Consider the following 22530-nt stretch of genomic DNA (forward strand, 5'->3'; position numbering starts at 1 on the left):
GCCCTTCGCCGGTCTCGGTGTCTCAGACCGCGATCGCGACCTCGGCGAGCGCGCCCTTCTCGGCGACGACGACCGTGCGGTCGGCGGTGCCGCCGGGAACCAGGGCGCGGACGGTCCAGGTGCCCTCGGCCGCGTAGAAGCGGAACTGGCCCGTCGCGGAGGTGGGGACCTCGGCGGTGAACTCGCCGGTCGAGTCCAGCAGACGGACGTAGCCCGTCACCGGCTCGCCGTCGCGGGTCACCTGACCCTGGATGGTGGTCTCACCGGGCTTGATCGTCGAGGCGTCGGGGCCGCCGGCCTTCGCTCCACACATGTCTTTCTCCAAGAGGGGTCTGACCGGAGGAAGGCCGGTCGGGTTTCCGGATGTGTACGGGGGGGTGGTTACTTGTTGGCGCCGAGCTCGATCGGCACGCCGACGAGGGAGCCGTACTCGGTCCAGGAGCCGTCGTAGTTCTTGACGTTCTCCACGCCGAGCAGCTCGTGCAGGACGAACCAGGTCAGCGCGGAGCGCTCACCGATACGGCAGTAGGCGATGGTGTCCTTCGCCAGGTCCACCTGCTCCTCGGCGTAGAGCTCCTTGAGCTCCTCGTCCGACTTGAAGGTGCCGTCGTCGTTGGCGTTCTTCGACCACGGGATGTTGCGCGCGCTCGGGACGTGACCCGGGCGCTGCGACTGCTCCTGCGGCAGGTGGGCCGGGGCGAGCAGCTTGCCGGAGAACTCGTCGGGCGAACGGACGTCGACCAGGTTCTGCGAGCCGATGGCCGCCACGACGTCGTCGCGGAAGGCGCGGATGGAGGTGTCCTGCGGCTTGGCCTTGTAGTTCGTGGCCGGGCGCTCGGGGACCTCCTCGACCAGCTCGCGGGCGTCCAGCTCCCACTTCTTGCGGCCGCCGTCGAGCAGCTTGACGTTGTCGTGGCCGTAGAGCTTGAAGTACCAGTAGGCGTAGGACGCGAACCAGTTGTTGTTGCCGCCGTAGAGGATCACCAGCGTGTCGTTGGCGATGCCCTTCGCCGACAGGAGCTTCTCGAAGCCCTCCTGGTCGATGAAGTCGCGGCGGACCGGGTCCTGCAGGTCCTTGGTCCAGTCGATGCGGATCGCGTTCTTGATGTGGTTCTTCTCGTAGGCGGACGTGTCCTCGTCCACCTCCACGATCGCGATGTTCGGGTCGTCGAGGTTGGCCTCGACCCAGTCGGCGTCGACCAGGACGTCGCTGCGGCTCATGCTCTTTCTCCTCCGGGGCAGTTGCGGCGGGGCATACGAGTGTGAGGGGTACGCGCGCTCGCACGGGGGCGGCGCACCAGTGCCCTGAACAGGGCGGGGGGATGCGGAGGCCTGCGCCGTCCGCTCAGAAGGGGCGACAGAGCATGGCGGCGACGCGGCACAGGTCTACTGCCCGCCGCTTCGTGAGGTCCGCCTGTCGCTTCATACGGTCGATCGTAGGGACGGACAGGCGGGCGTGTCACCGGCGTGTCACATGGCGAGACGCGATCGTCCGGGATGTGGGATGAGTGCGGGGTCCGAGCCGTGGTCGCAGGGCTCCGGGGGACACCTATCGGTCACCACATCTGCGGTACGGACGACGGCGTCTCACCTTCTGGACGGCCCCGTTGTCCGTACGCGGGCGATCCGCGGTCCGCCGGGGCTCGTACTACCCCGCGAGCCTGACGTTCGAACCCTTCACCGTGATCTCCACACCGTTCTTCGCGGCCTGCACACTGTCCAGCTTCACACCGCCGGGCAGCCGGTCGATGGTCTGCTGGAAGTCGGTGATCGAGCGGATACGGGCGTCGGCGAGGTCGACGACCAGCTTGGGCAGGTCGTCGGCGTGGACCTGCACCGAGTCGCCGTGGACGGTGACCGAGCTGAGCACCGGGTACGTCCGTGCACCGGCCGGAGTCGTGATCTTGATATTGACCTTGATCTTGCCGTTGCCGCCGTCGGACAGGTCGACGACCTGGGCCTTGATGCCGGGGAAGATCTGCGTCGGCTCGGACTTGGCTGCCTTCAGGAGCTCGTCGTAGGCGACCGTGGCCGTGCCGGTCGCACTGGTCGCGGTGGCGGAGCTGTAGTCGCCGGAGAAGGAGACGCCCTTCATGTCGGCCTTCAGGTCGTCGATACGGATCGTCTCCGGCACGCCGGCGCCCTTGCCCGCGCCCGTGTCGGCCTCGTAGTCCTTGATGCCGATCTGCACGTCGTCCAGTTCACCGGAGGCGACCTGGGTGAGAAACGGGAAGCCCTTGATGGAGACGTCCGGGGTGGAGGCCAGGTTCTCGGTGGTTCTGACCTTGTCCGCGGCCTCGTTCTCGGCGAAGTGGACGGCGACGCGGTCGGCGATCACGAAGAGACCGCCGAGGATCACGACGACGATCAGGAGTATTCGCAGGGCGCGCATCCGGTGTTCCCCCAACTGGCCGACGACGGCGGAGATCTGACGGTCTGGCGGTCCGGCGGTCTCCAGGGTTCGAGTGGCCGCCGTTCGCGAGCGTAACCCTGGCCGGGGGCTCGGCCGGGGGATTGTCGATCAGCTGTGACGTAGGGCGCGGGGAGTTCGGGCACCGTCCCTGGGGGCTTGCGGCCCCCACATCCCCCTGTCGGCCGTGCGGGCCTCGTCCTCAGACGCCGGACGGGCTGGGAATCACCGGCCCAGTACCCACACCAGCGGGGCCGCCGCGCTCAGCGGGAGCGCCACGCCGGCCGTGAAGTGGACGAACCTCGACGGGTAGTCATAACTGGCCACCCGGTGGCCGATCAGGGCGCACGCCGCCGCCGCCGCGCCGAGGACGGCGCCCTTCGTGCCGAAGTCCGTCATGCCGCCGACCGCGATGCCCGCGCCGGCGGCGGCGAGCAGGGAGACGACGACCGACGCCGGCGTCGGCAGCGGCAGGGCGCGGGCCAGGACGGCCACCGCGACCGCCGCGGCGCCGACCGTCACCGCGTCCGCGTCGGCGGCGAGGTAGCCGGCCGCGGCGATCGCCAGCGCCGCCGAGGCGACCGTGGCCATCAGGCCGTACATCCGCTCGTCCGGGTCGGCGTGCGAGCGCAGCTGCAGGACCAGGGAGAGCAGGACCCAGACGCCGAGGGTGCCGAGAATGGCCGCCGGCCCGTTTCCGCGCCCCGCGACGAGCAGCGCGACGTCCGCGACCACGGCGCCGAGGAAGGCGAGGGCGATGCCCTGCCGCGCGGGCCACATGCCGTTCAGCCGGAACCAGCCCGCCGCCGTGACGGCCTGGAGGACGACGAGCGGGACGAGGAGGGCGTACGAGCCGAACGTCGCCGCACCGGACAGCAGCAGACCCAGCAGCGCCGTGAGCGCGGCCGGCTGCATCCCCGGCTCGATGATCGGGGAACGGCCCTCCAGACGCGCCCGCTGGGCGTCCGTGACGCGGGAGTTCCCGGCGACGGTGGCGGGGCCGTAGGCGGGGGCGGGCTCAGGAACGCCGGCCTGCCGGGGCTCTTCGGGCGCCTGCACATACGGCTGCGGCTGCACGTGCTGCGGCTGCTGCGGATACCCGTACGGCTGGGCCTGCGGCGTCTGCTGCGGCTGGTACGACACCGGCGGCTGCACCTGCGTCTCCCACGTCTGCCCCTGCCACTGCTGCGTGTACTGCTGGGCGTACTGGTCGTCGTACGCCTGCTGCCACTGGGGGTCGTAACCCTGCTGGTAGGGGTCCTGGTTCTGGTACGGCTGCTCGGTCATCCTCACCCTCCTGCGAACGGCGGGAGCACCTCGACCGTGCCGCCGTCGGCCAGCCGTACCGTCTCATGCCCGCGGGTCCCCACGGGGTCACCGTCGATGAGGAACGAGCATCGCTGCAGCACGCGCGCGAGTTCACCGGGGTGTCGCTCGCGCACGGCGTCGAGCGCCTCGGCGAGGGTGGCCGCGTCGTAGGCCTCCTCGGCGACCCCGGCCGCGGCCTTCGCGGCGGCCCAGTAGCGCACCGTGACCTTTGGCATCCGTTCCTCAATCAATGGCGAGTCGATCGGCTGTGTACCGGCGTAGCCGGAGATTGCGTGTACAGCGCAAGGCTAGCCCGCCGCGTCGGCGGCCCATTCTCCGATGCGGGCCAGGAGTTCGTCCGTCGACGCGTGTTCCGCGTGGCCCATGCCGTCCTCCAGCCAGAGTTCGCCGTGTTCACCGGCGGCCGCGGCCAGCATGCGGGGGTGGTCGAGGGGGAAGTAGCCGTCCCGGTCGCCGTGCACGATCAGCAGGGGCGTCGGGGCGATCCTCGGGACGGCCTCCACCGGGGAGAGGGGCACCGGGTTCCACTCCCGGTGGTGGATGCGCGTACGGAATCCGTAGCGGCCGACCAGGCGGCCCTCCGGGCGCGTCACCAGCCAGTGCAGCTTCCGCATGGGGGCCGTGCCCCGGTAGTACCAACGGGCCGGCGCACTCACCGAGACCACCGCGTCCGTGGCCGCTTCGGTGCGCCCCCCGCGCTCCGGCCCGTACAGCGCCGCGTGCCGCAGCACCACCGAGCCGCCCATGGAGAAGCCGACGGTCGCCACGCGCGTGTGCCCGAGGCCGCGCGCCCACTCCACCGCGGCCGCCAGGTCGAGCACCTCCTTGTCGCCGACCGTCGACCACCCGCCGGAGGCGCCGTGACCGCGGAAGGACAACGAGACCACCGCCCCGAACTGCGTCAACGCCTGCACCACCCGCCGTACGTGGGGCTTGTCCACGTCGCCGGTGAAGCCGTGGGCGAGGACGAACACGAGGTCGACGGAGGGTGGCGCGGAGGTGTCGTATACGGCGGCCGGCGGATCGTATACGGAATCGATCGTCACTCCGTCGTCCGTGTGGAGAAACGTCCGCAAAGGTGCACGTCTGATCGTCTCGGGATGCGGACGGACGGTGGAACGAGCCACATGACCTGCCGGAGTAGTGCTCATGTGGGCTATTCTGCTGGGCAGAGGACTCGGGCAGCGTAGCCCCCGGGTCCTTTTGTGCTTTCGGAAGCGTTGTATACGAAGCGGGAAACTCCAGGTGACCGCCGGTGTACGGGGCCTTCGGGATCGCAGAGCAGGTGACGCACCGCACACGTCCTCGCAGGGACCGAGGAGGAACCAGACGTATGAGTTCTCTGCTGCTCCTGACCAATGCCCTCCAGCCGTCGACGGAGGTGCTCCCGGCACTCGGCCTGTTGCTGCACAACGTACGCGTGGCGCCGGCGGAGGGCCCCGCACTCGTCGACACCCCGGGTGCCGACGTCATCCTCATCGACGGCCGACGCGACCTTCCGCAGGTCCGCAGCCTGTGCCAGCTGCTGCGCTCCACCGGCCCGGGCTGTCCGCTCATCCTCGTCGTCACCGAGGGCGGCCTCGCCGCCGTCACCGCCGACTGGGGCATCGACGACGTCCTGCTCGACACCGCCGGCCCGGCGGAGGTCGAGGCCCGGCTCCGGCTGGCCATGGGCCGGCAGCAGATCGTCAACGACGACTCCCCCATGGAGATCCGCAACGGCGACCTGTCCGTGGACGAGGCCACCTACAGCGCGAAACTCAAGGGGCGGGTCCTCGACCTCACCTTCAAGGAGTTCGAGCTCCTGAAGTACCTCGCCCAGCACCCCGGCCGCGTCTTCACGCGCGCGCAGCTGCTGCAGGAGGTCTGGGGCTACGACTACTTCGGCGGCACCCGAACGGTCGACGTGCACGTGAGGCGGCTGCGCGCCAAGCTCGGCCCCGAGCACGAGTCGCTGATCGGCACCGTCCGGAACGTCGGTTATCGATTCGTTACCCCGGAGAAGGCCGACCGCGTCGCCGAGGAGGCCAAGGCCACGGCGGAACGGGCAAAGGCGGACGAAGCGGACACCGCGTCCGTGCGGGACGGCGCCGAGGTGCCGGCCGAGGCATGACCGGCCCCTGGGCAGGGCATTGCCTGTGCACAGGAGGCGGCGGGAAGGTTCCGCTCGCCCTGCCCGGACCGGGTATATCCGCGTAGACTCCGCGCGTGGCCAAGGTGACTCGGGACGATGTGGCGCGGCTGGCGGGTACTTCCACCGCCGTGGTCAGCTACGTCATCAACAACGGACCCCGGCCGGTCGCCCCGGCCACGCGCGAGCGTGTCCTCGCCGCGATCAAGGAGCTGGGGTACCGGCCCGACCGGGTCGCCCAGGCGATGGCGTCCCGCCGGACGGACCTCATAGGCCTGATCATCCCGGACGCGCGCCAGCCCTTCTTCGGCGAGATGGCCCACGCGGTCGAACAGGCCGCCTCCGAGCGCGGGAAGATGGTCCTCGTCGGCAACACCGACTACGTCGCCGAGCGCGAGGTCCACTACCTGCGCGCCTTCCTCGGCATGAGGGTCTCTGGTCTCATCCTCGTCTCGCACGCCCTGAACGACCTCGCCGCCGCCGAGATCGACGCCTGGGACGCCCGGGTCGTACTGCTGCACGAGCGGCCGGAGGCCATCGACGACGTCGCGGTCGTCACCGACGACCTGGGCGGCGCCCACCTCGCCGTGCAGCATCTGCTGCAGCACGGGTACGACTACGTCGCCTGTATGGGCGGCACCGCCGAGACACCCGCCGTCGGCGACCCGGTCTCCGACCACGTCGAGGGCTGGCGGCGCGCGATGGAGGAGGCCGGCAAGCCGACCGAGGGGCGGCTGTTCGAGGCGCCGTACAACCGCTACGACGCCTACCGCATAGCGCTGGAGATCCTCTCCGGGCCGCGGCGGCCGCCCGCCGTCTTCTGCTCCACCGACGACCAGGCCATCGGCGTGCTGCGGGCCGCGCGGGAACTGCGCATCGACGTCCCCGGCGAGCTGGCGGTGGCCGGCTTCGACGACATCAAGGAGGCGGCGCTCGCGGACCCGCCGCTGACGACGGTCGCCTCCGACCGCAGCGCGATGGCCCGGGCCGCCGTGGACCTCGTCCTGGACGACGGTCTGCGGGTGGCGGGCGCCCGGCGGGAGCGGCTGAAGACCTTCCCGTCCCGGCTGGTCGTCCGCGGATCCTGCGGCTGCGACTGACTTCATGAGGGGTTTCTGAGAGACCCCCGCCCGCCGCCGTCATCGGCTTTATATCGGGCATACGAGGTTCTGGCGGCGTTCTCAGCGGGCACTCAGGAAGCTCTCATGGTCGCGCGACAAGCTCGATGACATGACCGAGAGCTTCCGCCGCGACGGCGAGTACGAGCAGTACGAGAACCCTTACCAGGGCGCCCAGCAGCACTCCTCCTCCCCCGTGAATCCGGAGTGGCCGCCCCCGCCGGCGTACCGGCCCGCGCAGGCGGAGCCGGTCAGCGTCGCGCCGGGTACCACCGCGCGGCCGGGCGAGGACCAGGCCCGGTCCATGGCCGGCGGAGAGGGCGGCGGTACGGCGGTGCTCCCCACCGTCCCCGCCGAGCCCGCGCCCGGAGCCGCGCCGGCCGCGAAGAAGCGCGCCCGCGGCCCCTTCGCCCTGCTGGCCGCCGTGGCGATCGTGGCCGCGGCGATAGGCGGCGGCACCGCGTACGCCTTCCAGGAGCTGACCGGCAGCGACACCGTCGCCACCAGCTCCACGACGACCAATGCGGTGCCCGCCGGCAAGAAGGGCGATGTCGCCTCCATCGCTGCGGCCGTCAGCCCGAGCGTGGTCGAGGTCAGCGCCACGCTGAGCAACGGCACGTCCACCGGCTCCGGTGTGATCATCACCAGCGGCGGCGAGATCGTCACCAACAACCACGTCATCTCCGGCGCCCAGTCGATCAAGGTGACGACCAGTGACGGCAAGTCGTACACCGCGAAGCTCGTCGGCACCGACAGCAAGAAGGACCTCGCCCTGATCAAGGTGGAGGGCGCCTCCGGACTCAAGCCGGCCACCCTCGGCAACTCCAGCGGCGTCCAGGTCGGCGACACGGTGGTGGCGATCGGCTCCCCCGAGGGCCTGTCCGGCACCGTCACCAGCGGCATCGTCTCCGCCCTCGACCGTGACGTGACCGTCTCCACCGACGAGGGCCAGGGCCAGCAGCAGGGCGGCGGCGGCAACTGGCCGTTCCAGTTCGGCGGCCGGCAGTTCAACGGCGACACCGGCTCGTCCACCACCACCTACAAGGCGATCCAGACCGACGCCTCCCTCAACCCCGGCAACTCCGGCGGCGCGCTGATCGACGCGAGCGGCAACATCATCGGCATCAACTCGGCCATGTACTCCGCCAGTTCTTCCTCGGGCTCGTCCTCCTCGGACGCCGGCAGCATCGGCCTCGGCTTCGCCATCCCTATCAACACCGTCAAGGCCGACCTGGCCACGCTCCGGTCGGGCTCCACCAGCTGACCCACGCACCACCGCGACAGCAAGGAGTACGTCATGATCAAGCAGGTCTCCCACCCCGGCGCCGCCACCGACCCGGCCGCCTTCACCCTGGCCCTCGAGGTGGCGTACGAACTGCACGCACCGGCGGGCCGCGCGCCGGAGCTGGCCCCCGCCCTCGTCGCCGGGCGACGGGCGACGGCCGCCCGCACCCGCCGCCGTACCGTACGAGGCTGAAACCGTGCGACGCTGAGATCGTCCAGCTCCGCACCCCACCGCACCCGAGGAACCGGATCCCATGAGCCCCGCCGACGGCGACCGTGAACCGCAGCGCATCCTGATCGTCGACGACGAGCCGGCCGTGCGCGAAGCACTCCAGCGCAGCCTCGCCTTCGAGGGGTACGACACCGAGGTCGCGGTCGACGGCGCCGACGCCCTCGACAAGGCCACCGCCTACCGCCCCGACCTCGTGGTCCTCGACATCCAGATGCCCCGTATGGACGGCCTCACCGCGGCCCGCCGCATCCGCGGCGCGGGCGACACCACGCCGATCCTGATGCTGACCGCCCGCGACACGGTCGGCGACCGGGTCACCGGGCTCGACGCGGGCGCCGACGACTACCTGGTCAAGCCGTTCGAGCTGGACGAGCTCTTCGCCCGCGTGCGCGCGCTGCTGCGGCGCAGCTCCTACGCCGCGGCGGCCGGTGCCGGCACGGCCGACGAGGACGAGGCGCTCACCTTCGCCGGCCTGCGGATGGACCTGGCGACGCGGGAGGTGACGCGGGCCGGTCGGCAGGTGGAGCTGACACGCACGGAGTTCACCCTCCTGGAGATGTTCATGGCACACCCCAGGCAGGTGCTGACCCGGGAGCAGATCCTGAAGGCGGTGTGGGGCTTCGACTTCGAGCCGTCGTCCAACTCGCTGGACGTGTACGTGATGTACCTGCGCCGCAAGACGGAGGCGGGCGGCGAGCCGCGGCTCGTGCACACCGTGCGGGGCGTGGGTTATGTGCTGCGGCAGGGCGGGGCGGAGTGAAGAAGGTCCTACGGCGCTTCCAGACGCTGCCGATCCGCTCCCGGCTGGCGATGCTGGTCGCCGCGGCGGTCGCGTTCGCGGTGGCGGCGGTGTCGGTGACGTGCTGGTTCATCGTGCAGGGGAAGTTGTACGAGCAGGTCAACGACGACCTCAACCAGATGGCGAGGCGCCCCGGCACGGTCAACCAGCTCCTGCAGAGGTGCACCCAGACACCGCAGGAGAACCCCCAGAACTATCCCGGCCGGAACGACTACGTCCAGGCGATCAAGGAGAGCGGCGATCCCTGCGTCGATCCCACTTCCCCGGGCACCATCAAGGTCACCGGCTCCGACAAGAACGTGATCAAAGCGGCGGAGTTCCTCCGGGGCAACGTCCGCAACGGCACCGACAGCCACGGCAACGCCGTCCGGGTGCTGACCCTCTATCTGGGCGTCGACCAGAACGACGGCCAGGGGGTCGCTCTGCAACTCGCGGTCCCGCTCAAGGGCACCCAGTCGACCCTCAATGAACTCGCCCTCATCCTCCTCCTCGTCTCCGGCATCGGCGTCCTCGGCTCCGGTGCCGCCGGGCTGGCCGTGGCCCGGGCCGGGCTGCGGCCCGTGGACAAGCTGACGGAGGCCGTGGAGCACGTCGCCCGGACCGAGGACCTCGGCATCCGCATCCCCGTGGAGGACGACGCCGAGGACGAGGTGGCCCGGCTGTCCCGTTCCTTCAACTCGATGACCTCCTCACTGGCCAGCTCGCGCGAGTTGCAGCAGCAGCTCATCGCGGACGCCGGTCACGAGCTGCGTACGCCCCTCACCTCCCTGCGCACCAACATCGAGCTCCTCACCCGCAGCGAGGAGACCGGCCGCCCCATCCCCGAGGCCGACCGCAAGGCGCTTCTGGCGTCGGTGAAGGCGCAGATGACCGAACTGGCGGCGCTGATCGGCGATCTGCAGGAGCTGGCGAGGTCGGAGGGGCAGCGGGGCGAGCGCGTGCAGGTGGTCTCGCTGCAGGACACCGCGGAGGCGGCCCTGCGCCGGGCGCGGCTCCGCGGCCCCGAGCTGACGATCACTGCCGACCTCCAGCCCTGGTACGTTCGCGCGGAACCCTCCGCCCTGGAGCGGGCGCTGGTCAACATCCTCGACAACGCGGTGAAGTTCAGCCCGGAGGGCGGCACCATCGAGGTGCAGCTGAGCGAGGGCGTGCTGACCGTCCGCGACCACGGCCCCGGCATCCCCGAGGACGAACTCCCCCACGTCTTCGACCGCTTCTGGCGTTCCCCGAGCGCCCGCGCACTGCCCGGTTCCGGGCTCGGCCTGTCCATCGTGGTCCGCACGGTGCGGCAGGCCGGCGGCGAGGTGACGCTGGAGCGTGCGCGGGGCGGCGGAACCGTGGCGACCGTACGGCTGCCGGGCGCGCCGACGCCGCCGCCGGAGTCGGCGCAGTAGGACGGCGACCCGGCAACCTTTCCCCCTGGGGTGACGACCCATCAGCGGTCATCGTCCCCGCACGGATTGGAAACCCCCCATGGCCCAGCACCGCCGGTCCAAGGCCGCGCTCGCCGTCGCCGTCCCGCTCGTCGTCGCGGCCGCCTCGGCCGTCTCCTACGGCCTGCTCCCCGTCACCCAGGCGAAGGCAGCGGCGGCCACCACCCTCACCGTCGCCCAGGACGGCAGCGGCCAGTACAGGACCGTGCAGGCCGCGGTGAACGCCGTACCCGCGAACAACACCTCGCGGGTCGTCATCTCCGTCAAACCGGGCACGTACCGCGAGCTGGTGAAGGTCCCGGCGAACAAGCCGCACGTCACCATCCAGGGCACCGGCGGCAGCCGCAAGGACACGGTGATCGTCTACAACAACGCATCCGGCACGCAGAAGCCCGACGGTTCGGGGACGTACGGCACCGGCGGCAGCGCGACCGTCGCCGTGGACGCCGACGACTTCCAGGCCCGCAACCTGACCGTCTCCAACGACTTCGACGAGGCCGCGCACACCGACATCGCCCAGCAGGCCGTCGCCCTGCGCACCAGCGCCGACAAGGTGTTCCTGGACGGCGTCATCGTCAGCGGGGACCAGGACACCCTGCTCGTCGACACCGCCTCCAAGGACAAGCCGGGCCGGGTCTACATGGCGAACTCCTACGTCATCGGCAACGTCGACTTCATCTTCGGCCGGGCGACCGCGGTCATCGACAAGTCGGTCATCACCCTGAAGAAGCGCTACAACGGCACCTCCGCGGGGTACGTCACCGCCCCGTCGACCGCCGCGGGCCGCCACGGCATCCTGATCGCCAACTCCACGGTGAACGGGGACGTCTCCGACCGCTCCTTCTACCTCGGGCGCCCCTGGCACGCCGGCGGTGACGCGAGCCTCGACCCGCAGACCACCGTCCGCAACACCAGCCTCAGCGCGGCGATCCGGACCACCCCGTGGACCGACATGAGCGGCTTCTCCTGGAAGGACGACCGGTTCGCCGAGTACATGAACACCGGCGCGGGCTCGGGTGCGGCGAGTGGCGACAGGCCCCAGCTGACCGACGCCCAGGCCGCCCAGCAGGAGGTCGCGGACTGGCTGGGCGACTGGACGCCGACCGCCTCCTGACGCCCGAAGGTCCCCGCCTTACGATCACCTCGAACAGAATGGGGTGGGCGTATGGGCGGGGACTCGGGCGCGATCGAGCGGGTGTACCGAAGACGGCGCAGGCCGCCGATGCTGCAGCTGGGCGTGGCGGTGCTGATCGGCGGGAACGCCCTCTTCCGTGCCGGTGGCGTCGGCGATCCGTCCGCCGACGGCTACGGCCCGCCGCACTGGACGCCCCTGTCGGTCGGCGTGCTCTTCACGGCGACCCTCGTCCGGATCGCCCTGGAGCAGCTGCGGGCGCACACCCGCGTCACGGCCTCCGGCATCAACGTCCAGGGCCGCCTGCGGTCGCGGTCCTGGTACTGGGCCGACGTGTACGACATCCGGGTCGAGCCCGCCCTGCGCGGTTCGGGCTCGCAGGGTCCGAGGTGGCTGACCTACCTGTACGACTTCGAGGGCCGTCGGCACCTGCTCTGGCACCTGGACGACCGGCAGTTGGGCGACCCGTACGCCGAGGTCTCGGAGCTGTGCCTGGCCGCCGCCCCGTACCGCAGCCTGGCCTGGGAGCCGCAGCCGCGGGTCGAGGAGCTCATCCGGCAGGGCGCGGCCCGGCGCAAGGCGTGGATCCGGGCCGGCTACAGCGCGATCGTGGTGTTCTTCGCCATGTTCGCGGTCGACTTCTGGGAGGTCGTCACCGGCCGCCCCGAGCATCTGTTCCTGCTGCTGGTGGTCGTGCCGCTGGTCTTCTACGGGGTCCTCGGCGCCGTGCTGCAGCGGTGGTGGGCCCTGCGGCCTACCACCTGAGGATCACCGTCTCGTCCGGCGCCGGCGGCAGGTCGGCCACGGCGTCCGGCAGCGGTTCGGCCAGGGCCGCGTAGGCGCCGCCGCGCGCGAGGAGTTCGCGGTGGGTGCCGGTCTCCACCAGCCGGCCGCGGTCGACGACCAGGATGCGGTCCGCGTCCGGCGCCAGGCTCAGATCGTGCGTGATCATGATCGTGGTGCGGCCGGCCATCAACTTGCGCAGGGGGGTCGCCACCTGGCGGGCGGCCACCGCGTCCAGGCCCGCGGTCGGCTCGTCCAGGACGAGGACCGGTGCGGCGCGCAGCATGGCGCGGGCGATGGCGATGCGCTGGAGCTGGCCGCCGGAGAGGGCGGCCGTGCCGGGGGCGATGGGGGTGTCGTAGCCCTCGGGCAGTGCGGTGATGAAGTTGTGCGCCGCCGCCTCCCGCGCCGCCCGCTCGATCTCCTCGTGGCCGGCGCCGGGTCGGCCGCAGGCGATGTTCTCGCGGATCGTGCCGTTGAGGATCAGGGTCTCCTGGGGCAGCAGGGCCACGTTCTCGCGCAGGAAGCGCAGGGAGAGGTCGGTGAGCGGGACGCCGTCGAGGGTGATCACGCCCCGGGCGGGGTCGTAGAAGCGGGTGAGGAGTTTGGAGAGGGTCGACTTGCCGGCGCCGCTCGCTCCGGTGACGATCACCAGCTCGCCGGGGCCCGCCGAGAAGGTCACGTCGCGCAGGGAGGCGCGGCGGGACTCCGGGTAGCGGAAGGAGACGTCTTGGAAGCCCACCCAGCCGCGCACGGGCCACTCGTCGACCGGCCGGGCGGGGTCCGTGACGGCCGGTTTCGCGTCGAGGATCTCGTTGAGCCGCTCGGCGCCCGCGGTGGCCGCGGTGAGGGTGAGCCCGAGCCGGCCGAGGCTGCGGACCGGCGGGTAGAGGTAGCCGATGAAGGCGGCGAAGGCCAGGAGCTGACCGAGGGTCATGCGGCCGGCGGAGATCTCCCAGACGCCCAGGCCGATCACGGCGAGGACGCACAGCGTCTCGACGACCTCGACGAACTGCTCGTACATCTCGCCGAGCCGGGCGCCGCGCACGCTCGCCCGCATCCAGGCGCGGGCCTCGCGGTCGAGCTTCCTCTCCTCGTCCGCGCGGCGGTTGTAGGCCTGGGTGAGGACGATGTTGCCCAGAGACTCCTCGACCACCGAGGTGATCGCGCCGTCGGCGACCCTCTCGTCCTGGGACGCGGTCTTGATGCGGCCGGCGAACCGGCGGGCGGCGAGGAGGAAGAGGGGGGCGAGGACGAAGGTGGCCAGGGCCAGGTCCCAGCGCAGGTAGAGGGCGGCGCAGGCGTAGAAGACGGCGGAGAAGGCGGCGGAGACCGTGCCGACGACTCCGGAGACGACGAGTTGCTCGATGGCCTCGACGTCACCGGTGAGGCGCTCGACCAGGTCGCCCTGACGGTGCCGTTGGAAGAAGTGCGGCGGCAGGTCCTGGACGTGCCGGAACACCCCGGCGCGCAGGCGCAGGACGAATCTCTCCGCGGTCCAGGTGGCGAGCGAGTTGCCGAGGTAGCCGACGAGGGCGCCGAGTACGGCCACGCCGAGCCAGGCGCCGGCCGGTCCCCAGAAGGCGGAGATTGAGCCGGCCTTCAGGGCGTTGTCGGTGAGTTCGGCGAACAGCAGGATCGAGGCGGTCTCGGCGATCGCGGACACGATCACGCAGGCGACGATCGTCACCAGCCGTCTGCGGTCGCCGCGGGTCAGCGGCCAGAACCGGCCGAAGGCCGCGCGGACCTCTGTCATCGTCGGCAACTCCCTTCATGTGGTGCGGACATGGCCGGGCGGGGCCACCGGGCGGGCTCGTTCGCCCGCCGATGGCCCCGCCGCGCGGTGTGCCTCAGCCCTGGTGGCCGACGGGGCGGCGCTTCGGGGCGGTCTTCTTGGGGGCCGGCTTCCTGGCGGCGGCCGGGGCGGCCTTCTTGCAGTCGTTCTTCTTCACCGGGGCGATCTTCTTGAAGCTCATGTCCGTGCCTTTCTTGATTTGCGCGAGTGAATTACCGGTAAGAATTCCGTCAGTACTGTTGGCCGACCGGTCGGCGCTTCGCGGCGGGCTTCTTCGGAGCCGGCTTCTTGGGGGCCGACGCAGCGGGCTTGTGCTGCTTCTTGACCGGGACGATCTTGTGGAAGCTCATCGCGCTCTCCTTGGGTTCGGTGTCGTTTGCGCCGTTCGCTTTCGACATGGAAAACACTACGGCATTCCCGAAGGCAGAAAAGGCCAATTCCACTGAGAGGTTCCTGAGTTGATCCTGTGAAAGATTCTTATGTCAATTCAGGAACCGAACCCTTACTTACACAGAATTTAAAAGGAAAGGGGCCCGGCGCCTGTCGGCACCGGGCCCCTGACCGGGGAGCTGCGGCTACTGCACGATCGTGATGCGGTTCGCGGCCGGGGGCGCGAGCGGGCCGCTCGCGGAGGAGTTGGCGGTCAGGTACTCCGCCAGCGCCGCCAGGTCGTCGGAGCCGACGAGGTCGTTGGTGCCCTGGCCCAGCGTGGTGAAGCCGTCGCCGCCGCCCGCGAGGAAGCTGTTGGTGGCGACGCGGTAGGTGGCGGCCGGGTCGATCGCGGCGCCGTTCAGCCTGATGGAGTCGGTGACCACGCGGTCCGCGCCCGTCTTCGTCAGGTCGAGGGTGTACGTCAGGTTCGCCGACGGCTGCAGGATCTTCGGCGCCGCCGTGTTCGTGCCGCTCACCTGCTCCTTGAGCACCTGGATCAGCTGGGCGCCGGTGAAGTCCTGCAGGTTCACCGTGTTGGAGAACGGCTGCACGGTGAAGCCCTCGGCGTAGGTGACGACGCCGTCGCCCTCGGCGCCCTTGGCCGCGTAGGTCAGGCCGGCCCGCACCCCGCCCGGGTTCATCAGCGCGAGGTCGGTCCCCGCGTCCAGCTTCCTGCCGTACGCGAGCTGCGCGTCGGCGATCAGGTCGCCCATCGGGGACTCGGTGCCGGTGTTGGGGACGTCGGCGGAGATGTAGCCGATGGGGCGGTTGCCGACCGGGGCGGCGAGGGTGTTCCAGCGGCCGATCAGCTCGGTCATGTCCGGGGCCTTGGCGACGGTCCGGGTCACCACGTGGTTCGCCGACTTCACCGCCGTACGGACGATGTCGCCGGTGAGGCGGTCGTAGGTCAGCGTGGTGTCGGTGTAGAGGCGGCCGAAGGACGCGGCCGAGGTGACCATGCGCGGCTTGCCCGAGGGGTCCGGGATCGTGCAGACGTAGGCCGCGTGCGTGTGGCCGGTGACGAGGGCGTCCACGGACGGGGTGATGTTCTTCGCGATGTCCACGATCGGGCCGGAGATACCGGAGCCGGCGCCCGAGGAGTCGCAGTCGTAGTTGTACGCGCCGGAGGCCGGCAGCCCGCCCTCGTGGATCAGGGCCACGATGGAGTTCACGCCCTGGGCCCGCAGCACCTTGGCGTACTTGTTGATGGTCTCGACCTCGTCCTTGAACTTCAGGCCCTTGACCCCGTCCGCGGAGACGACACCCGGGGTGTCCTCCAGGGTCACGCCGATGAAGCCGATCCGGACGTCCTTCTTCTTCCAGACCCAGTACGGCTTGAGGATCGGCTTGTTCGTCTTCTCGTCGAGGACGTTCGCGGCGAGGTAGGGGAACTCGGCGCCCTCGAAGCCCTCGTCGGTGTAGCAGCCGTCGGTCGGGTGGCAGCCGCCGTACTGCAGCCGCTTCAGCTCCTTGGCACCCTCGTCGAACTCGTGGTTGCCGACGGAGGTGACGTCCAGGTCGAGCTTGTTGAGCGCCTCGATGGTGGGCTCGTCGTGGAAGAGGCCCGACACCAGCGGGGAGGCGCCGACCATGTCGCCGCCGGCCGCCGTGATGGAGTACGCCTTGCCCTGGCGGGCCTCGCGCAGGTGGGTCGCGAGGTACTCGACACCGCCCGCGTCGATCGTCTTCGTGGTGCCGTCCGCCTGCAGCTCGGTGACCCGGCCGGAGGAACCCGATGGCGGCTCCAGGTTGCCGTGCAGGTCGTTGAAGGACAGCAGTTGCACGTCCTGGTAGCGGCTCGGGTGGTGGCCGCCCGTGTTCTCGTGCGCGTCCGCCGGGAGCGCGGCGGCGAGAGCGCCGACGGTGGCCAGACCGGCGGCTGCGGCGAGCAGGCGGTAAGCGCGTCTGCGGTACGGATACGGCTGGGAAGTGGCTGGCATGCGCCCCCCTGTGGGTCTGCTGGATGTCGCCGAACGGCACGGCTCCGTCCGGCGCAGCCTAGGGTCAACGCGCGTAGCACAACAGGGGGTTCTTGGTTACATCCTGGTTTCCCTTTGTCCTCCGCTTTGCCTTTGTGTTCCGTTCGTCCCGTGCCGCCACTTTGCCGCGGCCGCCCCTTACCCTCGTACGCATGACCAGCGACGACACCGCACGCACGGGCCGCCCCCGCTCCATCGAGACCCATTCCGCGCTGACCGGCGAGCAGACCGAGGCCGTGCTCGCGCTGCTGGCCGAGGCCGCCGAGGCCGACGGCCGGCAGGCGGTGTCGGAACAGGGGCGCCTGCAGCTGCGCGGCGGCGCGCGCGAGGGCGTCTCGCATCTGTTGCTCACGGTCGGCGACGAACTCGTCGGCTACGCCCAGCTGGAGGACACCGACCCGGTCGAGGCGCCCGCCGCCGAGCTGGTCGTCCACCCCGCCCACCGCGGGCACGGCCACGGACGGGCGCTGGGCACGGCGCTCCTCGCCGCGTCCGGCAAGCGGCTGCGGGTGTGGGCCCACGGCGGGCACTCGGCGGCGCGGCACCTCGCGCAGGTCCTCGGCCTGACGCTGTTCCGCGAACTGCGGCAGATGCGGCGGCCGTTGACCGGCCTGGACCTGCCCGACCCGGTCCTGCCGCCGGGCGTCACGGTCCGCGCCTTCGTGCCCGGCCGCGACGACGCGGCGTGGCTCGCGGTGAACGCCGCCGCCTTCGCCCACCACCCCGAACAGGGCTCCCTCACCCAGCGCGACCTCGACGACCGCAAGGCCGAACCGTGGTTCGACCCGGCCGGGTTCTTTCTCGCCCTCCGCGGCGACGAACTCGTCGGGTTCCACTGGACGAAGGTGCACGCCGAGGAAGGGCTGGGCGAGGTGTACGTGCTGGGCGTGCGGCCCGGCGAGCAGGGCGGGGGCCTGGGCAAGGCGCTCACCACGATCGGGTTGCGGCACCTGGCGGGACAGGGGCTGCCGAACGCGATGCTGTACGTGGACGCCGACAACAAGACGGCCGTCTCCGTCTACGAGCGGCTGGGGTTCGTCACGTACGAGACGGACCTGATGTTCCGCACGGAGACCTGAGCCCGCCCGGGCCGTGTTCAGGCGCCGGACGGACTGAGGGACGGCCGGCGCCCCCGGCGCCACGCCCTTCCGCGCACCGGCTCGCGCAGGCACACCCCCAGCACGAGCAGCGCCCCGGCCAGCAGCCACGCCCACCGCTCGTGCGCCTCGCCCCACTTGGGGTCGCCCGGCGAGCAGAACAGCGGCCACCGCTCCGGCCACAGCAGCACGGTCAGGAAGGCCGTGAACAGCAGCGCCGCCGCCACCGACGGCCCCGGCCGCGGCTCGTCCGCGAGACGGACGGCGAGTGCGGCACCGGCCAGCGCCAGGGCGCAGGTCGCCGCCGCCTCCAGGGTGACGGCGCCCGCGGGAGGGCGCACCGAGGACGGAACGAGCAGGAGTGCGGCCGTCCACCACAGCGCGGTGACCGGCGCGACGAGTGCGAGGCGGAGGGCGACGCGCAGCGGGCGCCGTACCGGCACCGCGGCCGTGGTGTGCCGGGCCGGGTCGTCCAGGAGGAAGGCCAGGGCCAGGGCGTGGGCCAGGACGGCGGCCCGCAGGAGGGCGAGGGCCACCCAGGGCCCGCCCGCCCCGCCCGACAGACGGGGAACAGCCGCCGCCAAGAGGCCCAGCAGGTTGCCGCCGGCCAGCGCGCGCCACGGCACCGTCCGGCACACGGGCGCCGCCAACTCCCGTACCAGACCTCGCCCTTCTCTCCGCGTCGCGTCGGCCCTCGTCAGTTCTCGCACTTCTCCTCGCCCCCCTTCGGCACCGCGGCCCCCAGCAGCCGTGCCGCGTCGGCCGTCGTCACCGTCGGTGCCGTCAGCTGGGCCCAGTGCGCCTTCACCGCGGCCTCGACAGCGCCGCGCGGCTTGCCGAGCAGCTCGCGTACGACGTCCGTCTGCGCCGCCGTCATGCTCAGCGGGTCGGTCGGGGACAGGACGATCGCCGAGCCGCTCAGGCTGTCGTCGAGGCGCACGTCGCGCAGCGACTGCATCGGGTCGTCCTGCCAGGCCAGGGCGAGCCACATCACGGTGACCAGGCGGCCGTCGCACATCTTCCCCGCCGTCTTCTCGTTGCCCGCGACGAGCACGGAGGCGACGGCCGCGGAGAACTCGGGGACGCGGTTGCCGCCCCAGTCCACGCCGACGGTCACCCGGTGGGGGTCGCCGGAGGGCTCGAACGCGGAGGAGCTGTCCAGGCCGTAACGGGCCTCGATGCGCTGCCGTACGAGCAGGGGCTGGGTGTGCGCGGTGCCGCCGGCCAGGCCCTGCACCTCGTGCACGACCTTCGCCCAGCTGGCCGCACGGGGCGTCCACTCGGGGAACGCGCAGTACGTGGAGGTCTCGTGCCGCACGCAGGTCTGCTCCTTCTCCGGGCTGACGGAGGCCCGCTCCCGGGCCGCCTGCAACTGCGGTGAGACCCCGCCCGACTGGGCGACCGCGCCCGCCAGCGTGAGCGCCAGCGCGCCCGCGAGGCCCGCCTTCAGGGCCCGGCTGCGGCCGCCGGCCGCCAGCACGGCGCCGAGGGCCACGAGGAGGACCAGGCCGGTGAGGTAGAGGGCGTGCCAGGCGGCGGGGCGTCCGATCAGGTCCGAGGGAAAGGTGTCCCCGCTGTTCTCGCTGACGACCGGCGACAGCCAGCGCGACCACGCCGCCTCGCCCGTGCCGGCCGACAGGAACAGGAAGGTGGCGAAGAAGCCGACGACCAGGAGCGGGGCGGCGAAGGAGGACGGGATCAGGCGGGCACCCAGGACCCCGAGGGTGCCGCACAGCAGGACGTAGAGGGGGCCGACGGCCAGCTCCGCGGGCGAGCCGTGGCCCACCGCGCCGGGCCTGAGCGCCTGCCAGGTGAACTCGCCGATGACGACCAGCGCGGTGAGCACCCCGAACGGGACGACCGACAGCAGGTGCGCGAGGGTGCGCCGCCACGGCTCCATCGGCGCCACGTCGACCTGCCGGTCGGTGCCCCGCCGGCGGTCGCGCAGGGCGGCCCGGTTGACGCAGACGAACAGCGCGATGCCCAGCAGCATCGGCCCGGACTGGGTGGCCCGGTCGACGTCCTGTAGGGCCGGGTAGGCGTCCATGCCGTCGGCGGGGAACAGCAACCGCCAGCCGGTCCAGCCGACGTACAACAGCAGCGTCGCGAACACCGGCAGGAACCACAGCTGTTGGCGGACCTCGAAGCGGGCCAGCTCGATCACGGCCGCCCACGGCGTGCGCCGCTGCGGCGCGGCGACGGGCGTGGCCGTCGTCTCCAGTACGGCGCTCATGCCGCCACCTCCGCGCCCGCGTCGTCCAGGGTGAGCAGGTAGCCGTCCTCCAGGGTGGGTTCGAGGAGGTCGGCGCCGGCCGGTGGGGTGCCGACGTTGCGGAAGGAGCCGGTGCCGGTGCGCCAGCCCGCCCTGGCGCCGGAGTCGCGTTCCGTGCCGCTCCACACCCGGCCGGCCGCCCTTTCGGTCAGTTCGGCTGGGGTGCCGTCGAAGCGGATGCGGCCACCCGCCATCACCAGCACGCGGTGGCAGAGCATCGCCACGTCCTCGGTCTGGTGTGTGGACAGCAGTACCGTCCGGCCCTCGCCGGCCTGTGCGATCAACTCCCGGAACCGCATGCGCTGTTCGGGGTCCAGGCCCACCGTCGGCTCGTCGAGGACGAGGAAGCCGGGGTCACCGACCAGCGCCGCCGCCATGGCGACCCGCTGCCGCATGCCGCCGGACAGCTTCTTGATGCGCTTGCCGCGTACGTCGCCGAGGTCGACCTCCTCCAGCACGCGCCGCACCTCGCGATGGCGTGCGCCGCGGTCGGTCAGCTCCTTGAGGATCGCCACGTAGTCGACGAACTCGAAGGGGGTGAAGTCCGGGTGGAAACCGGGGGTCTGCGGCAGATAACCGAGCCTGCGGCGCACGTCCTGACGGCCGGCCGAGCTGGCGGGGTCGTGTCCGAGGACGGTGAAGGCGCCGGTGTCGGCGGGCACGGCGGTGGCCAGCACCCGCAACAGGGTGGTCTTTCCGGCGCCGTTGGGGCCGATGAGCCCGGTGACGCCCGGGGTCAGCCGCAGTGACACGTCGTCGAGGGCACGGGTGCCGCCGTAACGGAGGCAGAGCCCGGAGGCGGAAACGGTGGGTGTCATACGGCACTCCCCTGGAGGCGGTCGAAACGGTCACGTGAGAGGAACAGCAGCCCGCCGGCGAGCGCGGCGACCGCCGCCGCCACCCCCTGGCCGAGCGCGGTGAACGGCGCGAGGGTCGCCGTGGAGCCGTGCGCGTGAGCGTCCGCCGCGAGCAGCAGCGTCACCCAGGCGCCGCCGACGAGCGACGGCGCGAGCACCGGGCCGAGCCGGGCGGACAGCGCCAGGCCGGCCGAGGTCAGGGCGAGCGCGGGCAGCAGCCAGGCCAGGACGCGCAGGCCGTAGCCGGGCAGGGCGAGGGTCGCCAGGCCGTCGAGGCCGAGGCCGGCGGCGAGGACCGCGACCGTGCGGATCATCAGCAGCCGGAACCCGTGCACCGGGGAGACCACCGCCATCTCGTACGTCGGGTCCAGCGCGGGCCCGTACGACAGCGCGACCCCGGCCAAAGGCAGCAGCGGCGCGAGGGCCAGGAAGAGCGTCGGCGAGTCGGCGGTCTGCGCGGCCAGCACGGACGTCACCAGCACCACGACGACGGCGCCCAGCCAGGAGCGGCGCAGTACCGGAGTGGCCGCCAGCAATCGGGCGACGTGGTCGGCGACGCCGACCCGCAGCAGCAGCCGCTCGAACACCCCCGGTCGGGGCGCGTCGAGTTCGGCGTCCAGGCGCTCCCAGCCGGCGTCGACGGGCCCGCCCACGGAGGCGAGCACCTCGCGGCACCGGCCGCACGACATCAGGTGAGCGTCGGCGGACCACAGCATCGGCGCCGCCAGCTCGCCCCGCGCGTAGGCTCGCAGATCCCCGTCATCCACATGCCACGTCATCCCGCCACCTCCCGCGGACCGGTGCACGCGCCGCCCCGACCGTCGGTCCGATCGCTCATGTCAGCGCCTCCCGCAGTTGCTTCCGGGCCCGCATCGCCCGTGTCTTGACCGTGCCCGGCGGGATGCCGAGCAGGACGGCCGCCTCGCGGGTGGTCAGGCCGTCGATGACCGTCGCCTGCAGCACCGCGCGCAGTTCCGGGGAGAGCCGGACGAGGGCGCCCGCGAGATCCCCGTGCTCGACCCCCGCGAGCACGCGTTCCTCGGCGGACGCCTCGTCCCGGTGCCGCAGCCGCGCCAGCGCCTGCCGCACCCGCCCCCGTGCCCCGTCCCCGCGCAGGGCGTCGATCAGCCGCCGGGACCCGATGCGCCACAGCCACCCGGCGACGTCACCGTCCTCGCGATAGCGGGCCTTGCCCCGCCAGATCGCGAGGAACGTCTCCTGTACGACGTCGTCGACCACGCCCCCGTCGGCGCACCGGCCGCGCAGCCGGGCGGTCAGCCACGGCGCGTACCGCCGGTACAGCTCCTCGAAGGCACGCCGGTCGCCGTCCGCGGCGGCCCGCAGCAGCTCCCCGTCGCTTCTCGTTTCGCTCACGTCCCCTCATCGCACCGGCCCCGCGGATCGGTTCACGGGAACGCCCTTGACTTTCGCAGCCCCCTTGCACCAC

The 22530-nt window shown here is 71.7% G+C and carries 23 protein-coding genes and 1 pseudogene; 9 read left to right on the forward strand and 15 right to left on the reverse strand.

The annotated features are described in order from the left end of the window. Positions 1–22: 22 nt before the first annotated feature. The 7 genes from FBY22_RS39560 to FBY22_RS39585 all read right to left on the reverse strand — a co-directional run bounded on the left by FBY22_RS39560 (position 23) and on the right by FBY22_RS39585 (position 4890). Entirely contained in the window at positions 23–313 is a 291-nt protein-coding gene (locus tag FBY22_RS39560; RefSeq protein ID WP_043502058.1) for a DUF1416 domain-containing protein, read from the reverse strand. Positions 314–381: 68 nt separating this feature from the next. Then, positions 382–1221, reverse strand: a complete 840-nt coding sequence (locus FBY22_RS39565) for a sulfurtransferase (RefSeq protein ID WP_142153181.1) — start codon at positions 1219–1221, stop codon at positions 382–384. Between the two features lie 124 nt (positions 1222–1345). Further along, on the reverse strand, positions 1346–1426 hold the full coding sequence (locus FBY22_RS46140; RefSeq protein WP_350751515.1) for an Ms5788A family Cys-rich leader peptide: 81 nt from the start codon (positions 1424–1426) through the stop codon (positions 1346–1348). 222 nt (positions 1427–1648) lie between these two features. Beyond that, the gene (locus tag FBY22_RS39570) at positions 1649–2392 is read right to left on the reverse strand and encodes a DUF2993 domain-containing protein (protein WP_142153183.1); all 744 of its coding nucleotides are present in this window, start codon (positions 2390–2392) and stop codon (positions 1649–1651) included. A gap of 243 nt (positions 2393–2635) precedes the next feature. After that, the gene (locus FBY22_RS39575; protein ID WP_142153185.1) at positions 2636–3697 is read right to left on the reverse strand and encodes a hypothetical protein; all 1062 of its coding nucleotides are present in this window, start codon (positions 3695–3697) and stop codon (positions 2636–2638) included. A gap of 2 nt (positions 3698–3699) precedes the next feature. Further along, positions 3700–3954 (reverse strand): MoaD/ThiS family protein, encoded by a 255-nt coding sequence (locus FBY22_RS39580; protein ID WP_142153187.1) that lies wholly within the window; start codon positions 3952–3954, stop codon positions 3700–3702. Positions 3955–4026: 72 nt separating this feature from the next. Further along, on the reverse strand, positions 4027–4890 hold the full coding sequence (locus tag FBY22_RS39585) for a S9 family peptidase (protein ID WP_142153189.1): 864 nt from the start codon (positions 4888–4890) through the stop codon (positions 4027–4029). Positions 4891–5072: 182 nt separating this feature from the next. Between FBY22_RS39585 and FBY22_RS39590 the strand changes: the two genes are divergently transcribed. The 8 genes and pseudogenes from FBY22_RS39590 to FBY22_RS39625 all read left to right on the forward strand — a co-directional run bounded on the left by FBY22_RS39590 (position 5073) and on the right by FBY22_RS39625 (position 12633). Then, positions 5073–5852 (forward strand): response regulator transcription factor, encoded by a 780-nt coding sequence (locus FBY22_RS39590; protein WP_142153191.1) that lies wholly within the window; start codon positions 5073–5075, stop codon positions 5850–5852. 95 nt (positions 5853–5947) lie between these two features. Further along, positions 5948–6970: a LacI family DNA-binding transcriptional regulator gene (locus FBY22_RS39595; protein ID WP_142153192.1), complete on the forward strand. Its 1023-nt coding sequence runs from the start codon at positions 5948–5950 to the stop codon at positions 6968–6970. A gap of 130 nt (positions 6971–7100) precedes the next feature. Continuing rightward, complete coding sequence (locus tag FBY22_RS39600; protein ID WP_142153194.1) at positions 7101–8252, forward strand: S1C family serine protease; 1152 nt, start codon at positions 7101–7103, stop codon at positions 8250–8252. Between the two features lie 33 nt (positions 8253–8285). Beyond that, positions 8286–8465 (forward strand): hypothetical protein, encoded by a 180-nt coding sequence (locus tag FBY22_RS39605; protein WP_142153196.1) that lies wholly within the window; start codon positions 8286–8288, stop codon positions 8463–8465. Positions 8466–8526: 61 nt separating this feature from the next. Then, entirely contained in the window at positions 8527–9264 is a 738-nt protein-coding gene (locus tag FBY22_RS39610) for a response regulator transcription factor (RefSeq protein ID WP_142153198.1), read from the forward strand. After that, positions 9261–10697 carry a HAMP domain-containing sensor histidine kinase gene (locus tag FBY22_RS39615; protein ID WP_142153200.1) on the forward strand — a complete coding sequence of 479 codons (1437 nt, stop codon included), beginning with the start codon at positions 9261–9263 and terminating at the stop codon, positions 10695–10697. Before FBY22_RS39610 ends, FBY22_RS39615 begins: the two co-directional genes overlap by 4 nt. 181 nt (positions 10698–10878) lie before the next feature. Further along, a pseudogene (locus FBY22_RS39620) lies at positions 10879–11850 on the forward strand (pectinesterase family protein); the annotation flags it as partial. Between the two features lie 51 nt (positions 11851–11901). Further along, entirely contained in the window at positions 11902–12633 is a 732-nt protein-coding gene (locus FBY22_RS39625) for a PH domain-containing protein (protein ID WP_142153204.1), read from the forward strand. Here FBY22_RS39625 and FBY22_RS39630 read toward each other — a convergent pair. The 3 genes from FBY22_RS39630 to FBY22_RS39635 all read right to left on the reverse strand — a co-directional run bounded on the left by FBY22_RS39630 (position 12623) and on the right by FBY22_RS39635 (position 16818). Next, positions 12623–14407 (reverse strand): ABC transporter ATP-binding protein, encoded by a 1785-nt coding sequence (locus tag FBY22_RS39630; RefSeq protein WP_142153206.1) that lies wholly within the window; start codon positions 14405–14407, stop codon positions 12623–12625. The genes FBY22_RS39625 and FBY22_RS39630 overlap by 11 nt on opposite strands. 94 nt (positions 14408–14501) lie before the next feature. Then, complete coding sequence (locus tag FBY22_RS45595; RefSeq protein WP_260845365.1) at positions 14502–14627, reverse strand: hypothetical protein; 126 nt, start codon at positions 14625–14627, stop codon at positions 14502–14504. A 394-nt stretch (positions 14628–15021) separates the two neighbouring features. Beyond that, entirely contained in the window at positions 15022–16818 is a 1797-nt protein-coding gene (locus tag FBY22_RS39635) for a bifunctional UDP-sugar hydrolase/5'-nucleotidase (RefSeq protein ID WP_142153208.1), read from the reverse strand. 191 nt (positions 16819–17009) lie between these two features. Here FBY22_RS39635 and mshD point away from each other — a divergent pair, with 191 nt between their 5' ends. Further along, entirely contained in the window at positions 17010–17936 is a 927-nt protein-coding gene (gene mshD / locus FBY22_RS39640) for a mycothiol synthase (RefSeq protein WP_142153210.1), read from the forward strand. Between the two features lie 17 nt (positions 17937–17953). On the opposite strand, the gene FBY22_RS39645 is transcribed toward mshD, so the two are convergent. The 5 genes from FBY22_RS39645 to FBY22_RS39665 are packed head-to-tail and all read right to left on the reverse strand — an operon-like array spanning position 17954 to position 22457. Next, entirely contained in the window at positions 17954–18664 is a 711-nt protein-coding gene (locus FBY22_RS39645; RefSeq protein ID WP_260845366.1) for an ABC transporter, read from the reverse strand. After that, the gene (locus FBY22_RS39650; RefSeq protein ID WP_142153212.1) at positions 18652–20187 is read right to left on the reverse strand and encodes an ABC transporter permease; all 1536 of its coding nucleotides are present in this window, start codon (positions 20185–20187) and stop codon (positions 18652–18654) included. Before FBY22_RS39650 ends, FBY22_RS39645 begins: the two co-directional genes overlap by 13 nt. Continuing rightward, a complete protein-coding gene (locus tag FBY22_RS39655; protein ID WP_142153214.1) occupies positions 20184–21044 on the reverse strand; it encodes an ABC transporter ATP-binding protein in 861 nt (286 codons plus the stop codon). Before FBY22_RS39655 ends, FBY22_RS39650 begins: the two co-directional genes overlap by 4 nt. Next, positions 21041–21862 (reverse strand): zf-HC2 domain-containing protein, encoded by an 822-nt coding sequence (locus tag FBY22_RS39660; RefSeq protein WP_142153216.1) that lies wholly within the window; start codon positions 21860–21862, stop codon positions 21041–21043. The genes FBY22_RS39655 and FBY22_RS39660 overlap by 4 nt, the downstream gene beginning before the upstream one ends. A 55-nt stretch (positions 21863–21917) precedes the next feature. Continuing rightward, entirely contained in the window at positions 21918–22457 is a 540-nt protein-coding gene (locus FBY22_RS39665; RefSeq protein WP_142153218.1) for an RNA polymerase sigma factor, read from the reverse strand. Positions 22458–22530: the final 73 nt, after the last annotated feature.

Origin of the sequence: Streptomyces sp. SLBN-31 (assembly GCF_006715395.1) — a bacterium.
In the GTDB taxonomy this organism is placed as follows: domain Bacteria; phylum Actinomycetota; class Actinomycetes; order Streptomycetales; family Streptomycetaceae; genus Streptomyces.